General features: G+C 64.5%; 18 protein-coding genes. 9 read left to right on the top strand and 9 right to left on the bottom strand.

All coding sequences use genetic code 11. The features are described from left to right. Together NTCA1_RS28770 and NTCA1_RS18450 are read left to right on the top strand one after the other, a co-directional pair. Window positions 1–189, top strand: a 189-nt coding sequence (locus NTCA1_RS28770; protein WP_236549444.1) for a hypothetical protein, incomplete at its 5' end; no start/stop codon positions are given. Between the two features lie 4 nt (window positions 190–193). Beyond that, window positions 194–1,339, top strand: coding sequence for a glycosyltransferase family 1 protein (locus NTCA1_RS18450; RefSeq protein ID WP_236549443.1), 1,146 nt, complete (start codon window positions 194–196; stop codon window positions 1,337–1,339). Here the strand turns inward: NTCA1_RS18450 and glgX are convergent. Genes glgX through NTCA1_RS18425 form a run of 5 tightly spaced genes read right to left on the bottom strand, consistent with a single transcriptional unit; the run spans window position 1,290 to window position 10,406 of the window. Next, complete coding sequence (gene glgX, locus NTCA1_RS18445; RefSeq protein WP_159831335.1) at window positions 1,290–3,086, bottom strand: glycogen debranching protein GlgX; 1,797 nt, start codon at window positions 3,084–3,086, stop codon at window positions 1,290–1,292. The two genes, NTCA1_RS18450 and glgX, sit on opposite strands and share 50 nt — an antisense overlap. Further along, complete coding sequence (glgA, locus tag NTCA1_RS18440) at window positions 3,083–4,546, bottom strand: glycogen synthase GlgA (protein ID WP_159831334.1); 1,464 nt, start codon at window positions 4,544–4,546, stop codon at window positions 3,083–3,085. Before glgA ends, glgX begins: the two co-directional genes overlap by 4 nt. 16 nt (window positions 4,547–4,562) lie before the next feature. Beyond that, window positions 4,563–5,825, bottom strand: a complete 1,263-nt coding sequence (glgC, locus tag NTCA1_RS18435; RefSeq protein ID WP_086489925.1) for a glucose-1-phosphate adenylyltransferase — start codon at window positions 5,823–5,825, stop codon at window positions 4,563–4,565. Window positions 5,826–5,853: 28 nt separating this feature from the next. Next, window positions 5,854–8,028, bottom strand: a complete 2,175-nt coding sequence (gene glgB, locus NTCA1_RS18430; protein WP_159831333.1) for a 1,4-alpha-glucan branching protein GlgB — start codon at window positions 8,026–8,028, stop codon at window positions 5,854–5,856. Then, window positions 8,025–10,406: a glycogen/starch/alpha-glucan phosphorylase gene (locus tag NTCA1_RS18425; protein WP_201282541.1), complete on the bottom strand. Its 2,382-nt coding sequence runs from the start codon at window positions 10,404–10,406 to the stop codon at window positions 8,025–8,027. The genes glgB and NTCA1_RS18425 overlap by 4 nt, the downstream gene beginning before the upstream one ends. 277 nt (window positions 10,407–10,683) lie before the next feature. On the opposite strand from NTCA1_RS18425, the gene NTCA1_RS18420 reads away from it, so the two are divergent. Together NTCA1_RS18420 and NTCA1_RS18415 are read left to right on the top strand one after the other, a co-directional pair. After that, window positions 10,684–12,339 carry an alpha-amylase family glycosyl hydrolase gene (locus NTCA1_RS18420; protein WP_159831331.1) on the top strand — a complete coding sequence of 552 codons (1,656 nt, stop codon included), beginning with the start codon at window positions 10,684–10,686 and terminating at the stop codon, window positions 12,337–12,339. 50 nt (window positions 12,340–12,389) lie between these two features. Further along, on the top strand, window positions 12,390–12,935 hold the full coding sequence (locus NTCA1_RS18415; RefSeq protein ID WP_159831330.1) for a nucleoside 2-deoxyribosyltransferase domain-containing protein: 546 nt from the start codon (window positions 12,390–12,392) through the stop codon (window positions 12,933–12,935). Window positions 12,936–13,026: 91 nt separating this feature from the next. Here the strand turns inward: NTCA1_RS18415 and NTCA1_RS18410 are convergent, their stop codons facing one another. Beyond that, entirely contained in the window at window positions 13,027–14,586 is a 1,560-nt protein-coding gene (locus NTCA1_RS18410; protein WP_159831329.1) for a carbon-nitrogen hydrolase family protein, read from the bottom strand. Between the two features lie 116 nt (window positions 14,587–14,702). On the opposite strand from NTCA1_RS18410, the gene NTCA1_RS18405 reads away from it, so the two are divergent. Then, a complete protein-coding gene (locus NTCA1_RS18405) occupies window positions 14,703–14,969 on the top strand; it encodes a hypothetical protein (protein ID WP_159831328.1) in 267 nt (88 codons plus the stop codon). Between the two features lie 120 nt (window positions 14,970–15,089). On the opposite strand, the gene queF is transcribed toward NTCA1_RS18405, so the two are convergent. After that, the gene (gene queF / locus NTCA1_RS18400; protein WP_201282538.1) at window positions 15,090–15,551 is read right to left on the bottom strand and encodes a preQ(1) synthase; all 462 of its coding nucleotides are present in this window, start codon (window positions 15,549–15,551) and stop codon (window positions 15,090–15,092) included. A 194-nt stretch (window positions 15,552–15,745) separates the two neighbouring features. Here queF and NTCA1_RS18395 point away from each other — a divergent pair, with 194 nt between their 5' ends. The 3 genes from NTCA1_RS18395 to NTCA1_RS18385 all read left to right on the top strand — a co-directional run bounded on the left by NTCA1_RS18395 (window position 15,746) and on the right by NTCA1_RS18385 (window position 19,539). Continuing rightward, complete coding sequence (locus NTCA1_RS18395; protein WP_159831327.1) at window positions 15,746–17,119, top strand: hypothetical protein; 1,374 nt, start codon at window positions 15,746–15,748, stop codon at window positions 17,117–17,119. Window positions 17,120–17,230: 111 nt separating this feature from the next. Then, a complete protein-coding gene (metC, locus tag NTCA1_RS18390; protein ID WP_159831326.1) occupies window positions 17,231–18,445 on the top strand; it encodes a cystathionine beta-lyase in 1,215 nt (404 codons plus the stop codon). 8 nt (window positions 18,446–18,453) lie between these two features. Continuing rightward, window positions 18,454–19,539, top strand: coding sequence for a mechanosensitive ion channel family protein (locus NTCA1_RS18385; RefSeq protein ID WP_159831325.1), 1,086 nt, complete (start codon window positions 18,454–18,456; stop codon window positions 19,537–19,539). A 182-nt stretch (window positions 19,540–19,721) separates the two neighbouring features. Here NTCA1_RS18385 and NTCA1_RS18380 read toward each other — a convergent pair whose 3' ends face one another. Further along, complete coding sequence (locus NTCA1_RS18380; protein ID WP_236549442.1) at window positions 19,722–21,296, bottom strand: amidase; 1,575 nt, start codon at window positions 21,294–21,296, stop codon at window positions 19,722–19,724. 108 nt (window positions 21,297–21,404) lie between these two features. Next, on the bottom strand, window positions 21,405–22,451 hold the full coding sequence (locus NTCA1_RS18375; protein WP_159831324.1) for an ornithine cyclodeaminase: 1,047 nt from the start codon (window positions 22,449–22,451) through the stop codon (window positions 21,405–21,407). Window positions 22,452–22,598: 147 nt separating this feature from the next. Between NTCA1_RS18375 and NTCA1_RS18370 the strand changes: the two genes are divergently transcribed. Then, window positions 22,599–23,039: an Lrp/AsnC family transcriptional regulator gene (locus tag NTCA1_RS18370; protein ID WP_159831323.1), complete on the top strand. Its 441-nt coding sequence runs from the start codon at window positions 22,599–22,601 to the stop codon at window positions 23,037–23,039. Window positions 23,040–23,114: the final 75 nt, after the last annotated feature.

Genomic DNA, 23,114 nt, shown 5'->3' with positions numbered 1-23,114 from the left:
GAGCTTTCTCAACCTCGCCGCAGTGCGCCTATGGCTGAAATCTTATGTCAACGCGGCCTAGTGATGCTTGGCTTTTCAGCGAGTATTACGCTGGTGGGTAACCTTCTCGTTTCGGCGCTTCTAGGACTGGCGACACTGTTGGTCGGCACCCATCTGCGGGCCTTCAGCCTCGAAGTGTTTTCCGGGTAGCTGCATGCTGGACATCAATCCTTTCGGAACCGTGCCTCGCCTGGATATCAACGGAAAGTTTCTGGGCGGAAATCTCAACGGTGTTCACCGCACCGCAGCGCATTACTGCGATCAGTTGGTAAAGCGAATGGCAGATGGGTATGAAGTTCGCCTTTTGGCCCCGCATGCTTCTTACTTTGCGCAGAAGTTCTCCCGCCTTGTACCTACCCAGGTTCGTGGCCGACTTGGTCATGGGCAAGGATGGGAAATGATCACTTTGCCACGGCATGCACAGGGGAACCTTCTGGTAAATTTCTGCAACCTGGCCCCGCTTCTCCACAACAACAGCGTGGTGATGATCCATGATGCACAGACGTTTCTCTATCCCAAAGACTATTCGGGCAGACAGGCCGTTGCCTATCGCCACCTCCTACCGTGGATCGGTCGCCGTGCGCGCCGGGTACTGACCATATCGGAATTCGCCCGCCAAACTCTGGTCGCGCACGGCATTGCCAGTCTCGAAAAGATCGACGTCGTGCATAATGGGACGGATCATCTGCTTGATGTCGCGTCGGATCGCAGTGTTCTTGCCCGTCACGCCCTGACACCGCGCAGCTATGTTCTGGTGATCGGCACCGCCAAGGGCTACAAGAATATCCGCAGCGTGTTCGAAGCTTTGCAAAGCGACTTGTCGGGCGGTCCTCGTCTAGTCGTTGCCGGGGGGCCGGGCGCAGAAGTCTACCGAAAGAAGGGCTGGGAACCGCCGGAGCACACGATTTTCACTGGCTTCGTATCGGACGCGGAGTTGCGCGCACTCTATGAGAATGCCGCCGTTTTTATCTTTCCGTCTCTGACCGAAGGATTTGGACTGCCTCCAGTGGAAGCTATGCACTGCGGCACCCCGGTTATCGCGGCACGCGCGGGAGCAATGCCAGAGGTCTGCGGCGATGGCGCCCTGCTGGTAAACGCAGGCGATACCCGAGCATTCAGAACCGCGATCGAGGCGGTTCTGCAAGATCGACAACTGCGTGACGAACTAACCGGACGGGGCCGAAAGCGCGCTGGCGAATTGACCTGGGATAGAGCGGGAGAACGGTTGGAAACGATCATTTCCGGCCTGCTCAGGACGGGGCGGAAATCGTCACTCTCCGGCCCTTGCGATCAATCGTGAATTGCCAGCCGTCGGCGCGCCACTCCAGCCTGTCCGCTCCCGGCGCTTCCCAGTCCTGAACCGTCATTTCGCCGCCTTGCGCATTGAGCCACTGAAAATCCGGCGAAAGGCGAAGAAACTGCTCCAGATTGGATGAACGCAATGCGGCGAGCATCGCAACATGGTTTTCGAGTTCCTTGTCCCGATTTTCCCAATCGACCCAGGAAATACCGTTATCCTGGCAATAAGCGTTGTTGTTACCCTGTTGCGTGCGGCCGAATTCATCCCCGGCCGTCAACATGATCGTGCCAGTCGATGCGAATAGCGTGCCGAGCAAGGCCTTCAGGTCGGCACGGCGCAATGCAACCACTTCGGCGTCATGCGTTGGCCCCTCCACGCCGTTGTTCCAGCTGAAATTTTCGCCGTGACCATCCCGGTTCTGTTCGCCATTGGCCCAGTTGTGGCGATGCTCATAGGAAACCGTGTCCGCGAGTGTGAAGCCGTCGTGGGCGGCCAGAAAATTGACGGAACGACATGCCCCATCCGGTGGAATCTCGCCGAACAGGTCCGTCGATCCCGCGATGCGAGTCGCGAGCATCCCGATGCCCTCTTCGCCTTTCCAGAAGCGGCGGACATCGTCGCGGAAGCGGTCGTTCCATTCGAGCCAGTTCTCCGGGAATTGGCCGAGTTGATACCCACCCGGCCCGATATCCCACGGCTCGGCGATCATGACTCGGGTGGAGAGCAAGGGATCGGCTGCAATTTCAGCGAAGATCGGCGCCTCGGCATCGAAGCCCGGACCGCGCGCAAGCACGGGCGCAAGATCGAAGCGGAAGCCATCCACGCCGCAGGATCGGACAAAATGCCGCATCGCGTCCAGTGCCAGCCGCCTTGTCGCGGGATTGGCGAAATCGAGCGTGTTGCCGCAGCCTGTATCGTTGATGAGACTGCCGTCGGGAGCATGGGCATAGGCCATGTTGTCCAGCCCCCGCAGGGAAATCACGCCGCCGTGGACATCACTTTCACCGCTATGGTTGAACACCATGTCCAGCAGAACGCCTATGCCTTCCGCGTGAAGGGCAGAGACCGTTTCTCTCAGTTCGGCGACACCGCCCGGACAGAGACCGGGATCGAGCGCCATCATGGCTACCGGATTGTAACCCCAGGCATTCACCAGCCCCAGCGGGGGCAGATGGCGCTCATCGATCCAGGCGACGATCGGCATGAGTTCGATCGCCGTGACGTGCAGTTTCTTCAAGTGAGCGAGGATCGCAGGGTGTGCGAGAGCGCCAATGGTTCCGCGCAAATGCTCCGGCACGTCGAGGTGAAGGCGCGTGAAGGCCCGCGGATTGATTTCGTAGATCAGACCGCCTCGCGCGAAATGCGCAGGTTGCAGGGCGACCGGCTCCAACGGCGATTGGACGATAGCTTTCGGCACAAGTTCCGCAGTGTCCGCCCCGAACTCGCCAAGTCGGGGATCCTGCACGAAGCGGCGGTCAAGTTCGGTCGCATAGGGGTCTACGAGCAGTTTCGCGGGGTCGAACCACAGTCCCCGCTCCGGCGCCCAAGTACCCGACGCGCGATAGCCGTAGCACACGCCGATCCGCTCGCCGGGCAGTTCCAGAACCCAGTCGGAGCCATCGCGCGTCATGGCATGGCGCGTTTCCGACGCCCCGTCGAACAGGCAGAGCCAGACCTGATCCGCAATCGGGCTGCGCACGGCAAACCGCGTCCGGCCGTCCCTGAGCGAGACGCCCAAGGGCCTCATGCCATCAGCGCGCGATAGAGATCTGCATAGGCCTGCCCGCTCGCCTTCCAGGAGAAATCGCACTTCATCGCGTTCTTCTGGATCGCTCGCCATTGCTCGGCGTGACCGTAGAGATCGACCGTGCGGGTGAGAGCCGCCGAGAAAGCGTCGTAATGCACGCCATCGAACTGGATGCCCGTAGCGACGCCTGCCGCGAGCGCGGCCGGATTGGCATCGATCACGGTATCGGCCAGTCCCCCGGTTCGCGCCACCACCGGAATGCAGCCATAGGCTAATCCGTAAAGCTGCGTAAGCCCGCAAGGCTCGAAGCGCGACGGCACGAGAATGGCGTCCCCCCCGCCCTGCATGCGGTGCGAGAGCGCCTCGTCGTAACCGATACGGACCGCGACCCGGCCGGGATGGCGCGCAGCGGCGGCATGAAGAGCCTGTTCGATAGCCGCATCGCCCGATCCCAGCAGCGCCAGTCGCCCGCCGATCCCGACGAGGTGATCGAGCACTTCCAGCAGGACATCCATGCCCTTCTGCCAGGTAAGCCGCGTAACGACGATGAAGAGCGGGCCGTCGTCGGCCTCCAACCCGAACTCCGCCTCCAGCGCGCGCTTGTTGGCCTTGCGCCGTTCCAGCTTGCGAGCGTCGTAAGGAGAAACCAGGGCAGGATCGGAAGCGGGATTCCACTGCGCCGCGTCGATCCCGTTGAGAATGCCGGAGACGGCCCTGCCCCGCGCCACGATCAGGCCTTCCAGCCCCATGCCGAACGCCGCCGAACGTATCTCGCGCGCGTAAGTCGGGCTCACCGTGGTCACGGCATCGGCGCAGGCGAGCCCGGCCTTCAGCATGCCGAGGCCGCCGTGATACTCGACGCCGTCGATCGACCAGGCCTCTCGCGGAAGGCCCAGGCGCGGGAAGACCTCGGCGCCGAACCAGCCTTGGAACGCCATGTTGTGGATCGTGACAATCGAAGGGACGCGACCGCCCTCGCCGCCGTAAGGTGCGAAATGGAGGTAGGCCGGTGCCATGGCCGCCTGCCAGTCGTGCGCATGGACCAGATCGAATTTCTGGACTTTGCCGCGACTCGCCACGGCGCCCCCGGCGATATCGGCAGCGGCGCGCCCAAGAGCCGAAAAGCGCTGCCAGTTATCGGCCCAGTCCTGCCCCGCCGCATCCGCATAAGGCGCACCGTCGCGGGCGTAGAGCGCGGGCGCGTCAAGCACCAGCAGCGGATAACCGCCGATCTTGCCCGTCAGCAGACGCGCGGGAACGCCCAGCAGCGAATCCCAGGCATGAACCGCGCGCAGGCGGCCCAGACCCTTCAGGACCGAAGGATAGCCCGGCAGCAGGGTCGTCATCTCCACGCCGTGCCCGGCCAGAGCGGCGGGCAGCGCGCCGACCACGTCGGCCAGCCCCCCGGTCTTGACCAACGGCACGGCCTCGGAGGCTACGGACAGGACTTTCAACGGCATTCCCCCCGGCCTCTGCTCACAGGCCCAGCCGATCGATCATGTGCTTGGTGATCAGGCATACGCCGTTATCCGTCCGGCGGAACCGGCGGGCATCGAGTTCGGGGTCTTCCCCCACCACCAGCCCCTCGGGGATTCGCACCCCGGAATCGATCACCACGCGCGAGAGGCGCGCGTGACGGCCGATGTTGCAGTAGGGCAGGATCACGGCCTCGTTGGCGGAGGAGTAACTGCCCATCTTCACCCCGGTGAACAGCAGCGAGCGGCGTGCGAGCGCGCCGGAGACGATGCAGTCCTGGCTGATCAGCGAAGATATCGCATGGCCCCGTCGACCTTCCTCGTCATGGACGAACTTGGCAGGCGCCGCCACGACGGTATCGGTCCAGATCGGCCAGTCCCGGTCGTACATGTCGAGCTTGGGCACGGTATCGGTAAGGTCGAGGTTCGCCTCGAAATAGGCGTCCACGGTGCCGACGTCGCGCCAGTATTCCTCGATCTCCTCGGCGGCGCGGATGCAGGAATTGGTGAAGCGGTGGGCCTGCGCCTTCCCGTGCCTGACGATGTAGGGAATGATGTCACCGCCGAAATCGCGCTTGGAATCGGGGTCGGCGGCATCGCGGCGCAGCTGTTCGAACAGGAACTCGGTATCGAAGACATAGATGCCCATCGACGCGAGTGCGTGTCCGGGATCGCCCGGAATCGACGGCGGATCCTTCGGCTTCTCCAGAAACGAGGTAATCACGTCGTTCTCGTCGACATGCATCACACCGAAGGCCGTCGCATCCTTGCGCGGCACGACGAGGCAGCCCACCGTCACATCCGCGCCCGAGTTGACGTGCTGTTGCAGCATCAGCTCGTAATCCATCTTGTAGATGTGATCGCCTGCCAGGATCACCATGTATTTCGGGCTGTAGGAAGCGATGATGTCGATGTTCTGGAATACGGCATCGGCCGTGCCCTCGTACCACAGCAGCTCGGAAATGCGCTGGCTGGCGGGAAGGATGTCGAAGCTTTCGTTGCGTTCGGGGCGCATGAAGTTCCAGGCACGCTGCATGTGCCGGATCAGGCTATGCGCCTTGTACTGGGTGGCGACGCCGATGCGGCGGATGCCCGAATTGATCGCGTTGGACAGTGCGAAATCGATGATCCGGCTCATCCCGCCGAAATAAACCGCAGGCTTCGCGCGATTGTCCGTCAATTCGGCGAGGCGGCTGCCCCGGCCGCCTGCCAGAACATAAGCCATGGCATCGCGCGCGAGTGGCGATCCGGTTGGCGTCCTCATTGCACTCTCTCTCCTTCGTGTCGCCGCTTCAACCGGCGTATTCGAGCATGATCGTCGCCAGGGGCGGCAGCGTTACCACGGCCTGGCCGTTCGCCGCCTTGACCTGCCCCAAATTCCCCTTGCCGGTTCCCCCGTAATGAAGGGAATCGCTGTTGAGAATTTCGTTCCATTTTCCTTCGAGCGGCAGAGGCAGGCTATAGCCCGTATGCATGGCCGGGGTCATGTTCGCGATCACCGCGATCGGCCTGGCGCCTTCGGCCTTGCGCAGCCAGGCGAATACGGAATTCTGGCTGTCGTCGACGACCAGCCATTCGAAACCGCCGCCGTCGCAATCGCCGCCATGAAGCGCGGGCTTCTCGCGGTAGACGCGGTTGAGATCCTTCACGAGATTGCGGACGCCCTCATGGGACGACGCCTCGCGCAGTTCCCAATCCAGCGCGCGCTCCTCGCTCCATTCGCGGCGCTGGGCGAACTCCTGCCCCATGAACAGCAGCTTCTTGCCGGGATAGCCCCACATCATGCCGTAATAGGCCCGCAGGTTCGCGAATTTCTGCCAGTCGTCGCCGCTCATCTTGTTCAGCAGCGAGCCCTTGCCGTGGACCACTTCGTCATGGCTGAGCGGCAGGACATAGTTTTCGGAAAAGGCGTACATCAGGCCGAAGGTGATGTCCTCGTGGTGGTAGCGACGATGCACCGGATCGCGCGCCATGTAGCGCAGCGTGTCGTGCATGAAGCCCATGTTCCACTTGAAGCCGAAGCCGAGCGACGTGGCCTGCCCCCCATCCTTCACGTCATAGGCAGGCTGGGTGACGCCCGGCCAGGCGGTCGATTCCTCGGCAATGGTGAAGACGCCGGGATGCTGGCCATAGAGGGCGCGGTTGGTGGCGCGCAGGAATTCCACCGCTTCCCAGTTCTCCCGCCCGCCCTGGGCATTGGGGATCCATTCGCCCTCCTTGCGCGAATAGTCGCGGTAGAGCATCGAGGCGACCGCATCCACGCGGAGGCCATCGACATGGTAGCGATCCGCCCAGAACAGGGCATTGTTGACGAGGAAGCTCTGCACCTCGCGCCTGCCGAAGTTGTAGATCAGCGTGTTCCAGTCCGGCTGGAAGCCTAGCCGGGGATCCTTGTGCTCGTAAAGCGCGGTGCCGTCGAAGCGGACGAGGCCATGCTCGTCGGTCGGGAAATGGGCGGGTACCCAGTCCAGGATCACGCCGATCCCGGCCCGGTGCGCCCCGTCCACGAAGCGGGCGAAACCGGCCGGCTCCCCGAAGCGCGCGCTGGGAGCGTAGAGCCCGGTCGCCTGATAGCCCCAGGACGGATCGTAGGGATGCTCGCTGATCGGCAGGAACTCGATATGGGTGAAGCCCATCTCGACCACATAGGGGATCAGCCGGTCGGCCAGATCGTCCCAGTTCAGGAACCAGTTGAACCGATCCCGCTGCCAGGACCCGGCATGGACCTCGTAGATCGAGACCGGCACCTTGCGCGGATCGACCGAGGCCCAATGCGCGCGGTGTGCCTCATCCCCCCAATCGAGCTTGGCCGGATGCGCCGTCATCGAGGCGGTGGCGGGCCGGATTTCCGACATGAAGGCGAAAGGATCCGCCTTGAGCGGCTGGACCATGCCGTCGGCGCCGACGATGTGATACTTGTAGGCGCGGTAGTCGGCGATATCGGGAATGAAGATTTCCCAGACCCCGATGTCCTTGCGGTCGCGCATGACATGGCGGCGCGGGTCCCAGTCGTTGAAGTCTCCCACGACGCTGACCAGCCGGGCATTCGGCGCCCAGACCGCGAAATGAACGCCGCTGGCGCCCTCGTGCCGCATGATATGGGCGCCGAGCTTGTCGAACAGGCGGAAATGGGTGCCCTGCGCGATCAGCAGATCGTCCACCGGGCCCAGCACGGGCCCGAACGTATAGGGATCGGTGACCAGCCAATCGCTATCGCCCGCCGTACAGCGGTAGCGGATCGGCTGCGGCTTGCCCATCAGCTTGCCTTCGAACAGGAAACGCGCGTCCACCTGCCCCAGCATGCCGAGGCGGCGACCGTCCAGACTGAAGGCCTCCACCGTTTCCGCCCCGGGCAGGATCGCACGGGCATAGACCCCGTCCGGGCCGGAATGCACGCCAAGAAGGGAAAACGGATCGGCGTTGAGGCCTTGCAGAAGGGTTTCTATGGCGCTTTCGGGTGGCTTCACGAGACCTTCCAGATGTCTTTGGCATACTCGGAAATCGTCCGATCCGAGGAGAACCAACCGACATTGGCGATGTTCCTGATCGCCGTTGCGCGCCATCCGGCCACGTCTTCCCAGCGCGCGTCGATGGAACGCTGGGCGGCGGCATAGCTGTCGAAATCGGCGGCGCACATGAACCAGTCATGGTCGTGGATGCCCCCGATCAGGTCCTTGTAGCGATCGGGCTCGTCCGGGGAGAACACGCCCGAGGCGATCGCGGTGAGCGCCTGGCTGAGTTCGCGCGACCCCTCGATCACTTCGCGCGGGTTGTAGCCGCTGGCGCGCTTGTGGGCGACTTCCTCGGCAGTGAGGCCGAAGATCACGATATTGTCGTCACCGACATGCTCCTTGATCTCGACATTGGCGCCGTCGAGCGTGCCGATGGTAAGCGCCCCGTTGAGCGCGAACTTCATGTTGCCGGTGCCGGAAGCCTCCATCCCCGCCGTGGAGATCTGCTCGGAAAGATCCGCCGCCGGGAAGATCCGCTCGCCCAGGCTGACGTTGTAGTTGGGCACGAAGACCACCTTGAGCAGCCCGCCTACCGAGGGGTCGGCATTGACGCGCCGGGCGATGTCGTTGGCGAGCTTGATGACGAGCTTGGCGTTATGATAGCTCGGCGCGGCTTTCCCCGCGAAGATCTTGACGCGCGGCACCCAGTCCCGCTCCGGGTGGCTGCGGATCTGGTCGTAGAGCGCCACCGTCTCGATCAGGTTGAGCAACTGGCGCTTGTATTCGTGGATGCGCTTGATCTGCACGTCGAACAGGGCATCGGGATCGAGGCGGACGCCCATCGTTTTCTTGATGTAGTCCGATAGGGCAAGCTTGTTGCCGCGCTTCACTTCGGCCACGCGCTCCGCAAACTGCCCGTCGGCGGCGAAGGCGTTGAGATCGGACAGCTTCCCGGCATCGTCCAGGAAGCCATCCCCGATCGCTTCCCGGATCACGCGGGTAAGGCCGGGATTGCACTGCTGGAGCCAGCGGCGCGGCGTGACGCCGTTGGTCTTGTTGTTGATCCGGTCCGGGTAGAGCTTGTGAAGGTCGGCGAAGACCGTCTTCTTCATCAGGTCGGTGTGGAGCGCGGCGACGCCGTTGACCGAATGAGCACCCACGAAAGCCAGGTTGGCCATGCGCACCCGCCGCTCACCGCCCTCGTCGATCAGCGAGATCGCGGCGATTTCGGAATCGCTGCACCCTGCCTTGCGCGCTTCGCGTAGGACCCGGCTGTTGATCGCATAGATGATCTGCATATGGCGCGGCAGCAGACGCTCGAACAGCGGCAGCGGCCAGGATTCCAGCGCCTCGGGCAGGAGCGTGTGATTGGTGTAGGACACCGTTCGGCGGCAGAGATCCCAGGCCTCGTTGAATTCAAGGCCCAGCGTATCGACCAGCAGGCGCATCAGTTCGGCCACGGCCACCGAGGGATGGGTGTCGTTGAGCTGGATCGCCGCCTTGTCCGGCAGGGTGCGGATATCGCCTTCGTACTGGACGTGGCGGCGCACGATGTCCTGGATCGAGGCGGCGGTGAAGAAGTACTCCTGCCGCAGCCGCAGTTCCTGCCCGGCGGGGCTGGAATCGGCGGGATAGAGCACGCGCACCAGGCTGTCCGCCCGCACCTGCCCCGCCAGCGCGCCGAAATGGTCGCCCGCGTTGAAGGCGTCCAGCCGAAGCGGGTCGATCGGGCTCGCCGTCCAGAGGCGCAGCGTGTTCACCCGCTTGCCGCGCCAGCCCACCACCGGCGTATCCATCGCGGTTGCGTCGACTTGCTCGGCCGGATGCCAGAACACCCCGTCGCCCTCGGCCACGACCTCTCCGCCGAAACCGATGCGATAGGTGCTTTCCAGGCGCTCGAATTCCCACGGATTGCCATGGGCGAGCCAGGTTTCGGGCAGTTCCACCTGCCAGCCGTCATCGATGCGCTGGCGGAACATGCCGTTCACGTAGCGGATGCCGTAACCGTAGGCCGGGATGTCGAGCGTCGCGAGGCTTTCCATGAAGCAGGCCGCAAGCCGCCCAAGGCCACCGTTGCCCAGCGCGGCGTCGGGTTCCAGTTCCTCCAGCGCGGCAAGATCCAGACCATGGGCGCGCAAGGCCGCCTCGAACTCGCGGGTCATGCCCATGTTCGAAAGGGCATCGCGCAGCAGGCGGCCTATCAGGAACTCCATCGAGAGGTAATAGACCCGCTTGCCACCGGAATCGTAAGTGCGACGGGTGGAATCGATCCACTTCTCGATGATCTCGTCGCGCAGGGCGAGGATCGAGGCGGTGTACCAGTCATGCTGCTTGGCCGCGCGTTCGTCCTTGCCGACGCGCTGGCGCAGCACCCGCACGATATGCTTGTCCATTTCCGAGGGAACCGCAGCCGTGCTGCTGGAAACAGGATCGCTAGCCACGGGCACACTCCTGGTCTTGCCGCCGCCTGTACCTTGGAAAAAAGCCGAGCGATCAGCGTAGTTTAGAGCCGGGACAGTGCGAAGCGGGCTTCGTGCTTTCCCGTGCTTGGCCATCATGGCTAGCACAGCATCGCCTTGCGGCAAGCACCATTGTGCAGCGCCGCAAAAAATTCGCGCGGCGACCACGGCAATGGTATGCATGGGTCGAACCGCTTCGCAGAAGGTACGCATGAGCCTGACCGAAACCCAAGACGGCCCGCTTCCCTCCACATCGTTTGCAGGCGCTTCCGGCGAATGCGGCACGCCCTGGTGGAAGGGCGCCGCGATCTACCAGATCTATCCGCGCAGCTTTCAGGACAGCAATGGCGACGGCGTGGGCGATCTCGCCGGAATCACCCGCCGCCTGCATCATGTGGCGCGTCTCGGCGTGGACGCGATCTGGATATCGCCCTTCTTCACCTCGCCGATGCGCGATTTCGGCTACGATGTGGCCGACTACTGCGGGGTGGACCCGATATTCGGCACTCTGGCGGACTTCGACGCGCTGGTGGCCCATGCCCATGCCCTGGGCCTCAAGGTCATCATCGACCAGGTCTACGCCCATACCTCGGACCTTCACCCCTGGTTCGCGGAAAGCCGCTCCGATCGCGGCAATCCCAGGGCGGACTGGTATGTCTGGCACGATCCCAAGGAAGACGGCACGCCGCCCTGCAACTGGCAATCGGTATTCGGCGGCCCGGCATGGACCTGGGACGCCCGCCGCCGCCAGTACTACATGCATACGTTCCTGAAAGAGCAGCCGCAGCTCAACATGCACAATCCCGCCGTGCAGGACGCGGTGCTCGGCGCGGCACGGTTCTGGCTGGAGCGCGGGGTGGACGGCTTCCGCCTCGATGCGCTCAACCATGCCATGCACGATCCCCTGCTGCGCGACAATCCGCCCGCCCCCGCCGACGGCCGGGTCCGCACCCGGCCGTTCGATTTCCAGCTCAAGACCTACAGCCAGTCCCACCCGGACATGACCGGCTTCGTCGAACGGCTGCGCACGCTTTGCGACCAGTTCGGCGCCGTCCATACCGTGGCCGAGATCGGCGGCGATCATCCGCAGGCAGACCGCCGGGCCTATACCGCCGGAGACCACCGCCTGAACAGCGCCTACGGCTTCGACTTTCTCTACGCCCCCGCCCTCACCGCCGACTTCGTGGCCGGGACGCTCCAGCGCTGGGAACTCGCGCCGCATGAGACCGGAGGCTGGCCGAGCTGGGCCTTCGAGAACCACGACGCCCCGCGCGCCGTCTCACGCTGGGGCCCGTCCGATCCCCGGCAGCGCGACCTTTTCGCGCGCGTGAAGATGGCCCTGCTCATGGCCCTGCGCGGTAATGTGATCCTCTTTCAGGGCGAGGAACTCGGCCTCGGCCAGGACGAGATCCCTTTCGAACAGCTGCAGGACCCCGAAGCGATTGCCAACTGGCCGCTCACGCTCTCTCGCGACGGTGCCCGCACGCCCCTGCCGTGGGACGACGCGCCCCTTGGCGGTTTTACCGCAGGCACGCCCTGGCTGCCGCTTTCGTCCGGGAATCTTGCCCGCGCCGTAGCAGTCCAGGAGAGCGATCCCGCCTCGCTGCTCCATTTCACGCGGGAACTGCTGGCCATGCGCAAGGGCCATCCGGCCCTTCGTCATGGCCCACTCACGGACTGCAAGGCCGAAGGCGCCCTGCTGTCCTTCGAGCGCGCGCAAGGCGGTCAGCGCCTGCGCTGCCTGTTCAACCTCTCGCCCGATCCGATTGCTCTTTCCGAGCCGCTCACAGGTGAGGTATTGCTGGCAGTCAATGGCGCGACGCCCTCCACCTTGCCCACCTATGGCGCGCTCTGGATTTCGCTTTGACGCAGCGTTTTTGCTGGCCGCGGGCGACCGATGGTGGCTAGAGGCGCGCCATGAACCGTGCTTTCGCTCTTGCCGCCTCCCTCGGAGCCGCCCTGCTCCCCGCCTCTGCCCTGGCCGACGCGCGCGTCGTCACCTCACCCGAGGCGCTTCCTTCAGGTCACGAGCGCCCGCGCGTATTCCTGGGCGGCAGCATCGACATGGGCTCGGCTCCCGACTGGCAGAAGCAGGTGATCGAGGCGCTGCACAGTGAAGAAGTCGTCCTGCTCAACCCCCGCCGCGCCGACTGGAATCCCGCCTGGAAGCCGGAAGCGAACGAGCCGGAATTTCGCCGCCAGGTCGAATGGGAACTGGCCGCGCTCGATAGCGCCGACGTCATCGTCCTGTACCTGGCGCCCGGTTCGCAAAGCCCGGTGAGCCTGCTTGAACTCGGCCTTCACGCCCGCTCCGGCAAAGTCGTGCTGCTCTGCCCGCCCGGCTTCTGGCGCAAGGGCAATGTCGACATCACCGGCGAACGCTACGGCGTGAAGCAGGTCCGCAGCCTCGACGAACTGATCGCGGAGACGCGGCGGCGCGTCGCAAACCTCGCCCGAAAGTAACCTTCACAACGCCGCTCAGCCTGAGCTTGTCGAAGGCCGCTCAGGATGAGCGGGCCTTGAGAGGCTTGAAACGGGCGGGACGGCGGAACTCCTACTGCTGCGTCCATTCCACCCGGTAGAGGTCGAAGCGCCGGTCCTTGAGGTTCTGCACCGCGCCGGACTGGCGCGCCGTCAGCAGGGCGTCCAGGCTGAGGTCGGCAATCGCGATTGTCTCGGTATTGGGCGCGGTGTCTGCCGCCACGCCGTCGCGCGCGAAGGGGAAATCGGAAGGCGTCAGGATCGCGCTTTCGGCATAGTGGACGTCCATGTTCTCGACGTTCGGCAGGTTGCCCACCACGCCAGAGGTCACCACGTAGCACTGGTTCTCCACCGCGCGGGCCTGGCAACAATAGCGCACGCGCAGGAACCCGCGCCGCTCGTCGGTGCAGAACGGCACGAACAGCATCAGCGCCCCCTGGTTGACGAGATGGCGCGAGAGTTCGGGGAACTCGCTGTCATAACAGATCATCACCCCGATCGGTCCGCAATCGGTGGGGATGACATTGGCACCGTAGCCGCCCTTGATGTTCCACCAGCGCCGCTCGGAAGGCGTGGGGTGGAGCTTCTGCGTCTCGTGAACGGCGCCGTCGCGCAGGAAAGTATAGGCGATGTTGCGGATCTCGCTCTTGCCGCCGCCCAGCTTCACGCGCGTGGGGTGCGAACCGCCGATGATGTTGATGTTGTAGCTCACCGCCATGCGCTGCATGAATTCCACGAAGCGCTCGGCATAGTCCGCGATCTTCTCGATGGCGGCGGCAGGCTCCAGCTTGGTCTCCTCGATCGAGAGCAGTTCCAGCGTGAACAGCTCGGGGAAAACCACGAAGTCGCTTTCGTAATCGGCCGCCACGTCGATCCAGTATTCGACCTGCTCCTCGAACTGGTCGATCTTCTCGATCTTGCGCATCATGAACTGGACGGTGGCGACGCGCACGTTCGAGGGCACGCGTTCCTTGAAGCCCGGCACCGCCTTGCCCGTATCGCGCGGGGCGAGCGGGTTGGTCCAGTACATCAAGACCGCATTGCCACCGCTTTCCTTGTCGTTGGGGATGTAGTCGGGCAGGATCTCGCGCGGTTCGTATCCCTCGTTCATCTGGAACTGGATCACCTGATCGCGGACCTTCTTGTCGCGCACCGCCTGGAGATAGTCCGCCGGATCGGGATACTGGCGCCTGCGGCGTGAATAGCCGGGCATCCGTCCCGCGAAGGCGATCCCCTTCAGTTCGAAATACTGGCAGACTTCCTTGCGCTTGCGATAGAGTCGCTGGCCGATCCGCAGGCGCCGATAGTCCGGGTCCACGCAGACCTCGAACCCATAGAGCACGTCGCCGTCGTCGGCGGGAGGACGGCCATAGCCGCCATTGCTGATTTCTTCCCAGGTATGGGGCCGGAAGGCCTGGCCGGCGGTGACGATCATCGTCGCGCAGTGCCCCACGACCTTGCCGTCGTACTCGGCGACGAATTGCCCTTCCGGGAAATTGATGATCTGCCCCCGGATCTCGGCACGGGTGAAAGCATCGGCCTTGCCGTAGACCTTCACCGAAAGACGCGCGATGGCCGGCGCATCGGCGACGACGGCGGGGCGGATGATGAGCTTGGCTTTGGTCTGGTCCATGAGGCAGATTTACGCATGGCGCGGCCAAGGGTTCCAGCCCTGAAAATGACTCTTTTCCGCCGCTTGCGGGATATTTTCGGCAAGGCGCTCGTTATCTCCCTTGAAAGGAGAGAAGAATGAGCGCCACACTCATCGCCCTCGCCCTGTTTGGTTGCAGCGACGATGGATCAGCCTGCGAAAGGCTGTCCGCGCCCGTCCAGACCTATGAATCCCGCGCGGCCTGCACGGCTCGCCTCGAAGATGCCCTGAGCACCGAGGCGGCGATGAAGGCGGAAGCGCCGACGGTCTACGCACAGTGCCTTTCGAACCGCCAGCTTGCCTCGCTCGGCAAGGGCACGGTCGACCTCAGGCGTGTGAACGGCATCCAGTTAGCGGCGAATTGACGAGATACGTATCCCGGCACGGACTTCGGGAAAGCGGGTTTCGCGCCTGCCATCGCCTGAAGGAAAGTCCGGGGGCACAGGGGCGTCGGCACAAACCGGCGCCCCTGCTTATGGAAGCGATCAGCCGCGGCCGCGGTAGCCCTGGACGCCCTGGTCAGGGACCCAGAGGCCTTCCGGTGCGGCGCCGGACTGCCAAAACACGTCGATGGGGATACCGCCGCGCGGATACCAGTAGCCGCCGATGCGCAGCCAGTGCGGCTTCATCTCGTCGAACAGGCGCTGGCCGATGCCGACGGTAACGTCTTCGTGGAAGCCATTATGATTGCGGAAGGAACCGAGAAAGAGCTTGAGGCTCTTCGATTCCACGATCGTCTCGCCGGGCGCATAGTCGATCACCAGATGCGCGAAGTCGGGCTGGCCGGTAACCGGGCAGAGCGAGGTGAATTCCGGCGCGGCGAAACGCACGAGATAGAGGCTGCCCTGGCGCGGATTGGGAACGTAGTCCAGCACGGCAGCTTCAGGCGAAGCCGGCAGGGCGCTGTTCTGGCCGAGATGCAGCGGAGTCATGGAAGTGTCAGTCATGACCGCCTTGATAGGTGGCCGAGGTTCAAGCTTCAAGCAAAGAGGCTGCTCGTCCTGCGGGAAAGCGGCTGCGGCGACATTGCCCGAAGGGCATGATTTCGGCTATGATCGCCCACGTCTCGCCGCGCGGACCTTCGGCATTAACGCCGGGTTCAGCGCGTAGTCCATTGGGGATCAGATCAGAGGCTGGGAGCTTGATGCGGGGCATTGTGACGAAATACGCGACACCACTTTCACGCGCAGCGCTTGTTATCGGCCTTCTGGCGGGACCGACGACGGCTTTTGCGCAATCGACCTGGAGCCTGCCGCCCGGCCAGCAGGAAGGCCAGAGCCCGCCACGATCGCAAGGCCCGGTCGATCCGCAGAACCCCACCGTCAATTCGCGCGACACCGGGGCTGCTCCGGCGCCTGATGCACCGGCTGCCACGCCCTCTACCCGTCCGGCCCCGGTTCAGATCCCCGCTCCGACCATCGCGGCACCCCCTCCGCCGCCTCGGGCCGCCGAACGCCCGGAGCCTCGCGCCGCCGCGCCGGTCCCGGCTCCCTTGGCCACGCCGACCCGTCCCGCGCAGGCTCCGGTTCAGGAGGCGACGGTCGCCGCGCCCTCATCCGCAGCGACGCCATCGCCCGAGCCGATGCCATCCCTTCCGGCGCCCAGTGAGACGGCCTCGTCCCAACCTGCGCCTTCCGCGCAACCCGAGATTAGCCAGCCCGAAATTAGCCAGCCCGCAAGCGCCGCACATTGGCCGGAATGGTGGCTCGCCATCCCCGCTGCGCTGGTCGCGGCAGGTATTGGCGTCTTCGCCCTGCTGCGCCGACGCCGCGCCCCGGCCACCGCCTGGGAAGAAGCCGGCCTGGAGCCCGAAGCCGAGCCGGAGGACGAACTTGTCGATGACGCGGCAGACGCCACGCTTACCGCCGAAGCCGTCGCCGCGCTCGATCCGGTTCCTACCGTCTCGCCGATCCCGCGCGTGCAGCCGCCCCGCAATCCCGACCCCCAACGCAATCCCGAGCCGCAGCCACGCCCTGCGCCGCTGCCCGCACCTTCCGGCCCCGGCGTCATCGCCGTCCATTTCGAGCCGGTCAGCCTGCGACTTTCGCTGGTCTATGCCACGCTGCAATATCGCCTTACGCTCTCGGGGCCGAAAGCAGGGCTTTCGCAGGCATGGAGCGTGCTCGGAGACATGATTTCCGCGCACGCCTCCCTGTCTCAGGCAGAGCAACTCGCGCCCGATCCGTCGAGCCTGCCGCTGCGCCACAGCCTCGACGGCCTTGCCCCCGGCGAAACCCGCGCATTCAAGGGCGAACTGCAATTGCCGCTGAACGCCATTCGCGTCATGCGCCAGGGTCAGGCCAGTCTATTCGTGCCGCTGGTGCGCCTCTGCCTCGCCGACGGACAGGGCCATCTGGAACGCCGCGTCTTCACGCTCGGGGTTCCGGGCGAGGGCTCGGGCCTTGCCCCGATCCGCCTCGACACCGGCCCGCGCGACCACGCCGAACTGGCCGTGCGCGAAATCGAAGCCGCCCGAACCATCGGACACGGCCCCAATTCGCCCATCGCAGCGTAGAAGGCGCCCCGTTCTTTCCTCATTGCCAAAGTCAGGACCTTAAGGGGGAAAAAGCATTCGACCCTGCCCCCCCACCGCGTTAGGTCTACCCGCTCAGGAGCGGAGAGCACTTTGAGCGATTTGGACAATTTTGACGACCTTGCCCCCCTTACCAAGCTGGTAGGCGGGGGACGCCGCAAGGAATGGACCGGCGCGGTCGTCAATCCGCCGGTCTGGCGCGCCAGCACCCACCTTTACGAGAATACCGCCGCGCTGGCCGAAGGGCCGAGCCGCAACGAGGACGGGCGGTTCTTCTACGGCCGCCGCGGCGCACCCACGCAATGGGCGCTCTGCGATGCCCTGACCGGGATCGAGCCCGGCGCCCACGGCACCGTCATATATCCTTCGGGCGTCGCCGCCATCGCCGGTGTCATGCTCGCCCTGCTGCGGCCGGGCGACGTCGTGCTGATCACCGACAACGCCTATGACCCGACCCGCTCGATGGGCACGGGAATGCTTACCGATTTCGGCATCGAGACGCGCTTCTACGATCCGCTGGACCTCACCACCTACGAAACGCTGTTCTGCGAACGTACCCACGCCGTACTGATCGAAGCGCCCGGCAGCCTTTCGATGGAAGTCTGCGACATACCCGAACTTGCCCGCATCGCCCGTGAGAAGGGCGCCGTCTCGGTGCTCGACAATACCTGGGCCAGCCCGCTCGGCTTCGCCGGACTGGAAAAGGGCGTGGACGTGACGGTCATGGCGCTCACCAAGCACGTCGGCGGCCATTCGGACCTGATGATGGGCAGCGCCAGCGCGAGGGAGGAACTCTACGGCAAGCTACGGCGGCGCGCGCAGGACCTCGGCATCGTGGTCTCTCCCGATGACGCCGCCCTCGCCCTGCGCGGCCTTCGCACTCTGGGCGTGCGGCTGCGGCAGGAAGCCGAATCCGCGCTGAAGATCGCGCGCTGGCTGGAGACCCGACCCGAAGTGGCGCAAGTGCTCTGCCCGATGCTGCCCGGTTCGCCCGGTCACGATATCTGGAGCCGAGACTTCACGGGCGGCTGCGGCCTGTTCAGCTTCGTGTTCAAGAGCGGCACCATGGCCGACCGCAACCGCTTCATCGATGCCCTTCGCCTTTTCGCCATCGGCTATTCCTGGGGCGGCTTCGAGAGCCTCGTCGTGCCGATCGAACCGACCCGCCACCGCGACATCATGCCCTGGCCTCCGGGCGCGCGCGACCCCGCCGACCGCTACGGCGTGCGACTGGCCATCGGGCTGGAAGACGCGGACGACCTCATCGCCGACATCGAACAGGCGCTCGCCGCCATGAAGCGGGGCTGATAGGCGGAATGAGCAACCCGGTCGCCCGCATGGTCATGGCCAGCCCGACGCCGTCCGCCACGGCGGATGCGGCGGCGCATCGCGCCGTGCCGGGCCATGCGGCCGACCAGCCCCTAGCGGGCGCCGACGGGCTGAAGAACGCCGTCACCTCGCGCGGCGGCTTCCTCAGCGATCTCGTCGATACGCTGGACCGTCTGGCGGTGCAGGTCGGATCGAGCCGGGTTTCGGTGTGGGACTTCGTGGTCCTGCTCTTCGTGCTGGCGCTCGTCGTCTCGGTGGCCTGGGGTGCCAGCAGGCTGTCCAGCCGGATCCTGCGCTCCGCCACCGGCCTCGACCAGACCCAACGCTTGCTGACGGAAAAGATCGTCAGCCTGCTGATCTGGACGATCGCGATCCTCGTCGGCATCGATGTTCTGGGCATCGACCTGACCGCGCTGACGGTATTCTCCGGCGCCTTCGGCCTTGCCATCGGCTTCGGCCTGCAGAAGACCTTCGGCAACCTGATCGCCGGGATCATCCTGCTGATGGACAAGTCGATCAAGCCCGGCGATGTCATCACCATCACCGATGCGGGCGGCATGTCCACTTTCGGGCAGATCCGCAGGATCGGCATCCGCGCCGTTTCGCTGACCACGCGGGACCAGAAGGAATATCTGATCCCGAACGAGAACCTGATGATCAATCAGGTCGAGAACTGGTCCTATTCGAGCAAGAACGTGCGTATCCAGGTGCCGGTCGTCATGCCCTACGCAGCCGATATCGAGCGCGTGGAACAGTTGATGCTGGAGGCCGCCAGGTCCGTCAAACGCGTCCTGACCGCGCCTCCCCCGACAGTCTGGCTAGACAGTTTCGCCGAGCGCGGCGTCAGCTTCGTCATCCACGTCTGGATCACCGACCCCGAGGAAGGCGTAGGAAACGTGCGCTCCGACGTACTCAAGACTCTCTGGCGCCTCATGCGCGATCAAGGCATCGAAGTTCCCTACCCCCAGCGCGACCTAAATCTCCGAGATACAGAAACAATGCGCCATGTGATTGAGGCGCTGCGTGGAACACATCAGGCGCACATCCCAACCGACCCTCCGATTTCAACCTGATCTCGGGCCTTCAGGCAAGCAACTCTTTGTATCCTGTCCTGAATGTTGAGCGGATCAGGATTCAATCAGGATACCCTTTTTATGGCGAACAAACCGGAGCTTGCAGACAGTCGCAGCCCCGACATGACGAGCTTGGACCGCTATCGGCAGCAACACGGACGTCAGGGACATGAGAGGCGCGCCTAGAGAGCGGAGGGAAGACTCCTAGCGATCGAGGGAGAGGCCATCTCATAGGCACGCCCGACCTGCAGCACTGCCATATCCGCATGACGTCTGCCGATGATCTGTAGCCCGATCGGCAGCTTGTGTACGCCGCCGAAGCCGGCTGGTACCGCAAGTGCGGGTAGCCCGGCCATCGTCGCTGGGAGGGTGACTTCCATCCAGCGATGATAGCTGTCCATGGTTTTTCCGGCGATCTCGGTCGGCCAATGCTCGCTGACATCGAACGGGAAGACCTGTGCGCTCGGAAGCACGAGGAAATCGAACTTCTCGAAAGCGGCGGCAAAGGCATTGTAGATGCGGGTGCGGCCCTCGGATGCTTTGGCGAGCTGTGGCCCGGTCAGCTTCATGCCGCCTTCCACTTCCCAGATCGCTTCGGGCTTCATCAGCGCGCGCTTGGCGGGATCGTCGTAGAACGCCTGGAGATCGGCGCCCACCGACCAGTGGCGCAGCGCCACTGCCGTACGCCACATCTCCGATGCGGGCTCAGCCAGCGTCGCTTCGCCAACGTGCATGCCTGCGGCCTCGAACGCCTTGAGCGCCCTGGTGCAGGTCTCCATCACCCCCGCTTCCATCGGCAGCGCTCCGCCAAGATCGCCGAGCCAGCCGATCCTCGCGCCCTTCCAGTCCCTTTCCAGCGAACCCGCGAACATCGCCGGATCGTCGCCGAGGGAGAACGGCGAGCGGGGATCTTCTCCCGCCTGGACCGACAGCAGCATCGCGAGGTCCGCCACAGTGCGGCCGAGCGGCCCCGAAGTGGCGAAGTTCTGCCAGAACAGATCGCTGTTGGGCACCGAAGGCACCCGGCCGAAGGATGGGCGCAGGCCGAAGACGTTGTTCCAGCCGGGCGGGTTGCGCAGCGATCCGCCGAAATCGCTGCCGTCCGCCACCGGCACCATGCGCAGCGCCAGCGCGACCGCGCCGCCGCCGGTGCTACCCCCCGCCGCGCGGCCATAAGCATAGGCATTGTGCGTCGTGCCGAAAACCGGGTTATAACTGTGCGAGCCCAGCGCGAATTCGGGAACGTTGCTCTTGCCGATGAAGATCGCACCCGCATTGCGCATTCGCGACACGACGAGGCTGTCGGCGGTGGGAATGTTGTTACGCAGGATCGGCGAGCCCTGGGTGCTGGCGATGCCCTTGACCGGGGCCGTATCCTTCACCGCATGGGGAAAGCCGTGGAGCGGGCCGTGGAAGCGCCCCGCCGCGGCGTCCTCGTCCATCGCTGCCGCCTGCCGCATGAGCGCATCGCCGTCCACGCGCGAGACGATGGCGTTGAAACGTGGGTTCAGCCGGTCGATCTGCTTCAGGTGGGCCGTCATCACCTCGCGGCTGGACAAGTCGCGGCGATGGATCGCGGCAGACAGGTCGGTTGCATTCATCATGACGATGTCGCTCGACGCCGCACCGCGCGTGGCGGCCCGGGCAAGGCCCGGTGCGGCGGCAGAACCCAGCGCGGCGGATGCGGCGGCCAGCACCGTGCGGCGGCTCGTGGTGACGCGGCCCGTGTTCATGCCTTCGCAGGTCGGTACGCCCATCGTCTTTGATCTCCTGTTTGGAATGCGGACCGCTTCTTCACTGCGCCCGCTCGATGGTAAAGATCCAAGTTCACTTGCGGCGCGGGACCACTCCCGCGCCGCATCTCGTCAGGCGGCGCGCTGCAACATGCCGAACAGGTCGCGCGGATCGTCGGGATCGGCGATGATGTCGAGCTGCTGGAAGAACTGGGTCCCCTCGAGCTTGCCCACCAGGTAACGCAGCGCCGAGAAATCCTCGATCGCGAAGCCGACGCTATCGAACAGCGTGATCTGGCGGACATCGGTGCGCCCTTCGGCCTCGCCGCTCAGCACCTTCCAGAACTCGGTGACCGGATAGGCGGGGTCCATCTGCTGGATCTCGCCTTCGATGCGGGTCTGCGGCTCGAATTCGACGAAAGTGGCCGCTCGGTCGAGAATGTCGCGGTGCAGCTCGGTCTTGCCCGGGCAGTCGCCGCCGATCGCGTTGATGTGGATACCGGAGCCGACCATGTTGTCCGACAGGATCGTCGCATAGGCCTTGTCGGCGGTGCAGGTCGTGATGATCTGCGCGCCCTCGATCGCATCCTGCGACGTATCGCACGACACGACCCGGATGCCGCAGCCCTGCAGGTTGCGTGCGGCCTTGCGGGTAGCCTCTGGGTCGATGTCGTAGAGGCGCACTTCCTCGATACCGACGATGGCCTTCATGGCGATGGCCTGGAATTCCGCCTGCGCGCCATTGCCGATCATTGCCATGACCCGCGCGTCCTTCGGGGCAAGCCGCCGCGCCACCATCGCCGAGGTCGCGGCGGTACGCAGGGCGGTCAGCAGCGTCATCTCGGTAAGCAGCAGCGGGTAGCCGGTATCCACCCGCGCCAGCAGTCCGAAGGCCGCGACCGTCTGCAGGCCCTTCGCGGTGTTGCTGGGGTGGCCGTTGACGTATTTGAAGGCATAGGCCTCCCCGTCCGAGGTGGGCATCAGTTCGATCACGCCCTCCTGCGAGTGCGAGGCCAGCCGGGGTGCTTTCTCGAACAGGGACCAGCGCAAGTAGTCGGCCTCGATCGCATCGGTCAGCTCATGCAGCACCGTCTCGATCCCGAAATGATGGACGAGGCGCATCATGTTCTCGACGCTGACGAAGGGAATGAAGGCAAGCGGGGAAGGCGGCGGCGCCATGGTCTGGTGTCCTGATGGTGAATGAACCAGACGATCGTAGAGCGACGTCCCGCTGGTAAAAATTGCCATACCGCCTTGCAAACAGACTAACTTTGGACAATTTTTACAGTGCGTTTGCACAACCTGCTCAGATAATGGTCTTCCGCGATGTCCTCTTCCGCCAAGTTCATCCCTGACGACCTCGACCGCCGGATCATCGCTCACCTTCGCGCGGACGGACGCGCCTCCTTGTCGAAGCTGGCCGATGCATTGGGTGTGGCGCGCGGCACGGTGCAGAGCCGGCTGGACCGCCTGATCGACACCGGGACGCTGCTGGGTTTCACGATCCGGGTCCGCGACGATTACGAAGATCTGTCGGTACGCGCCGTGATGATGATCGAGATCACCGGCAAATCCACCACGCAAGTGATCCAGAAACTGCGCGGCATGGTCGAGATCCAGACACTCCACACCACCAACGGCAACTGGGACCTCGTCGCCGACATTCGCACGCGCAGTCTCTCCGAATTCGACCGCGTGCTGCGGCAGGTGCGCATGATCGACGGTGTGCTGAACAGCGAAACCAGCCTGCTGCTCAGCACCGTTTGAGCGGCACTTCGAGGAGCATCGGCGCAGTGGACCCGTCCAGCTGCGCAAAACTGGATGTTTCGTCCCGGAGGGCGA

The sequence above is a fragment of the Novosphingobium sp. TCA1 genome, assembly GCF_009811895.1.
In the GTDB taxonomy this organism is placed as follows: domain Bacteria; phylum Pseudomonadota; class Alphaproteobacteria; order Sphingomonadales; family Sphingomonadaceae; genus Novosphingobium; species Novosphingobium panipatense_A.
Note: the sequence above shows the minus strand (reverse complement) of the source record. Positions and strands in the feature narration are given on the sequence as shown.

What these genes read in the sequence shown, in the direction of transcription:
- NTCA1_RS18385 (WP_159831325.1), top strand. Translation starts at nt 18,454, where the DNA reads ATGAGCAACCCGGTCGCCCGCATGGTCATGGCCAGCCCGACGCCGTCC.
- NTCA1_RS18370 (WP_159831323.1), top strand. Translation starts at nt 22,599, where the DNA reads ATGTCCTCTTCCGCCAAGTTCATCCCTGACGACCTCGACCGCCGGATC.
- glgA (WP_159831334.1), bottom strand. Translation starts at nt 4,546, where the DNA reads ATGCCGTTGAAAGTCCTGTCCGTAGCCTCCGAGGCCGTGCCGTTGGTC.
- NTCA1_RS18420 (WP_159831331.1), top strand. Translation starts at nt 10,684, where the DNA reads ATGAGCCTGACCGAAACCCAAGACGGCCCGCTTCCCTCCACATCGTTT.
- queF (WP_201282538.1), bottom strand. Translation starts at nt 15,551, where the DNA reads ATGACTGACACTTCCATGACTCCGCTGCATCTCGGCCAGAACAGCGCC.
- NTCA1_RS18425 (WP_201282541.1), bottom strand. Translation starts at nt 10,406, where the DNA reads ATGGACAAGCATATCGTGCGGGTGCTGCGCCAGCGCGTCGGCAAGGAC.
- glgX (WP_159831335.1), bottom strand. Translation starts at nt 3,086, where the DNA reads ATGAGGCCCTTGGGCGTCTCGCTCAGGGACGGCCGGACGCGGTTTGCC.
- NTCA1_RS18405 (WP_159831328.1), top strand. Translation starts at nt 14,703, where the DNA reads ATGAGCGCCACACTCATCGCCCTCGCCCTGTTTGGTTGCAGCGACGAT.
- glgC (WP_086489925.1), bottom strand. Translation starts at nt 5,825, where the DNA reads ATGAGGACGCCAACCGGATCGCCACTCGCGCGCGATGCCATGGCTTAT.
- NTCA1_RS18380 (WP_236549442.1), bottom strand. Translation starts at nt 21,296, where the DNA reads ATGGGCGTACCGACCTGCGAAGGCATGAACACGGGCCGCGTCACCACG.
- NTCA1_RS18375 (WP_159831324.1), bottom strand. Translation starts at nt 22,451, where the DNA reads ATGGCGCCGCCGCCTTCCCCGCTTGCCTTCATTCCCTTCGTCAGCGTC.
- NTCA1_RS18410 (WP_159831329.1), bottom strand. Translation starts at nt 14,586, where the DNA reads ATGGACCAGACCAAAGCCAAGCTCATCATCCGCCCCGCCGTCGTCGCC.
- NTCA1_RS18415 (WP_159831330.1), top strand. Translation starts at nt 12,390, where the DNA reads ATGAACCGTGCTTTCGCTCTTGCCGCCTCCCTCGGAGCCGCCCTGCTC.
- NTCA1_RS18450 (WP_236549443.1), top strand. Translation starts at nt 194, where the DNA reads ATGCTGGACATCAATCCTTTCGGAACCGTGCCTCGCCTGGATATCAAC.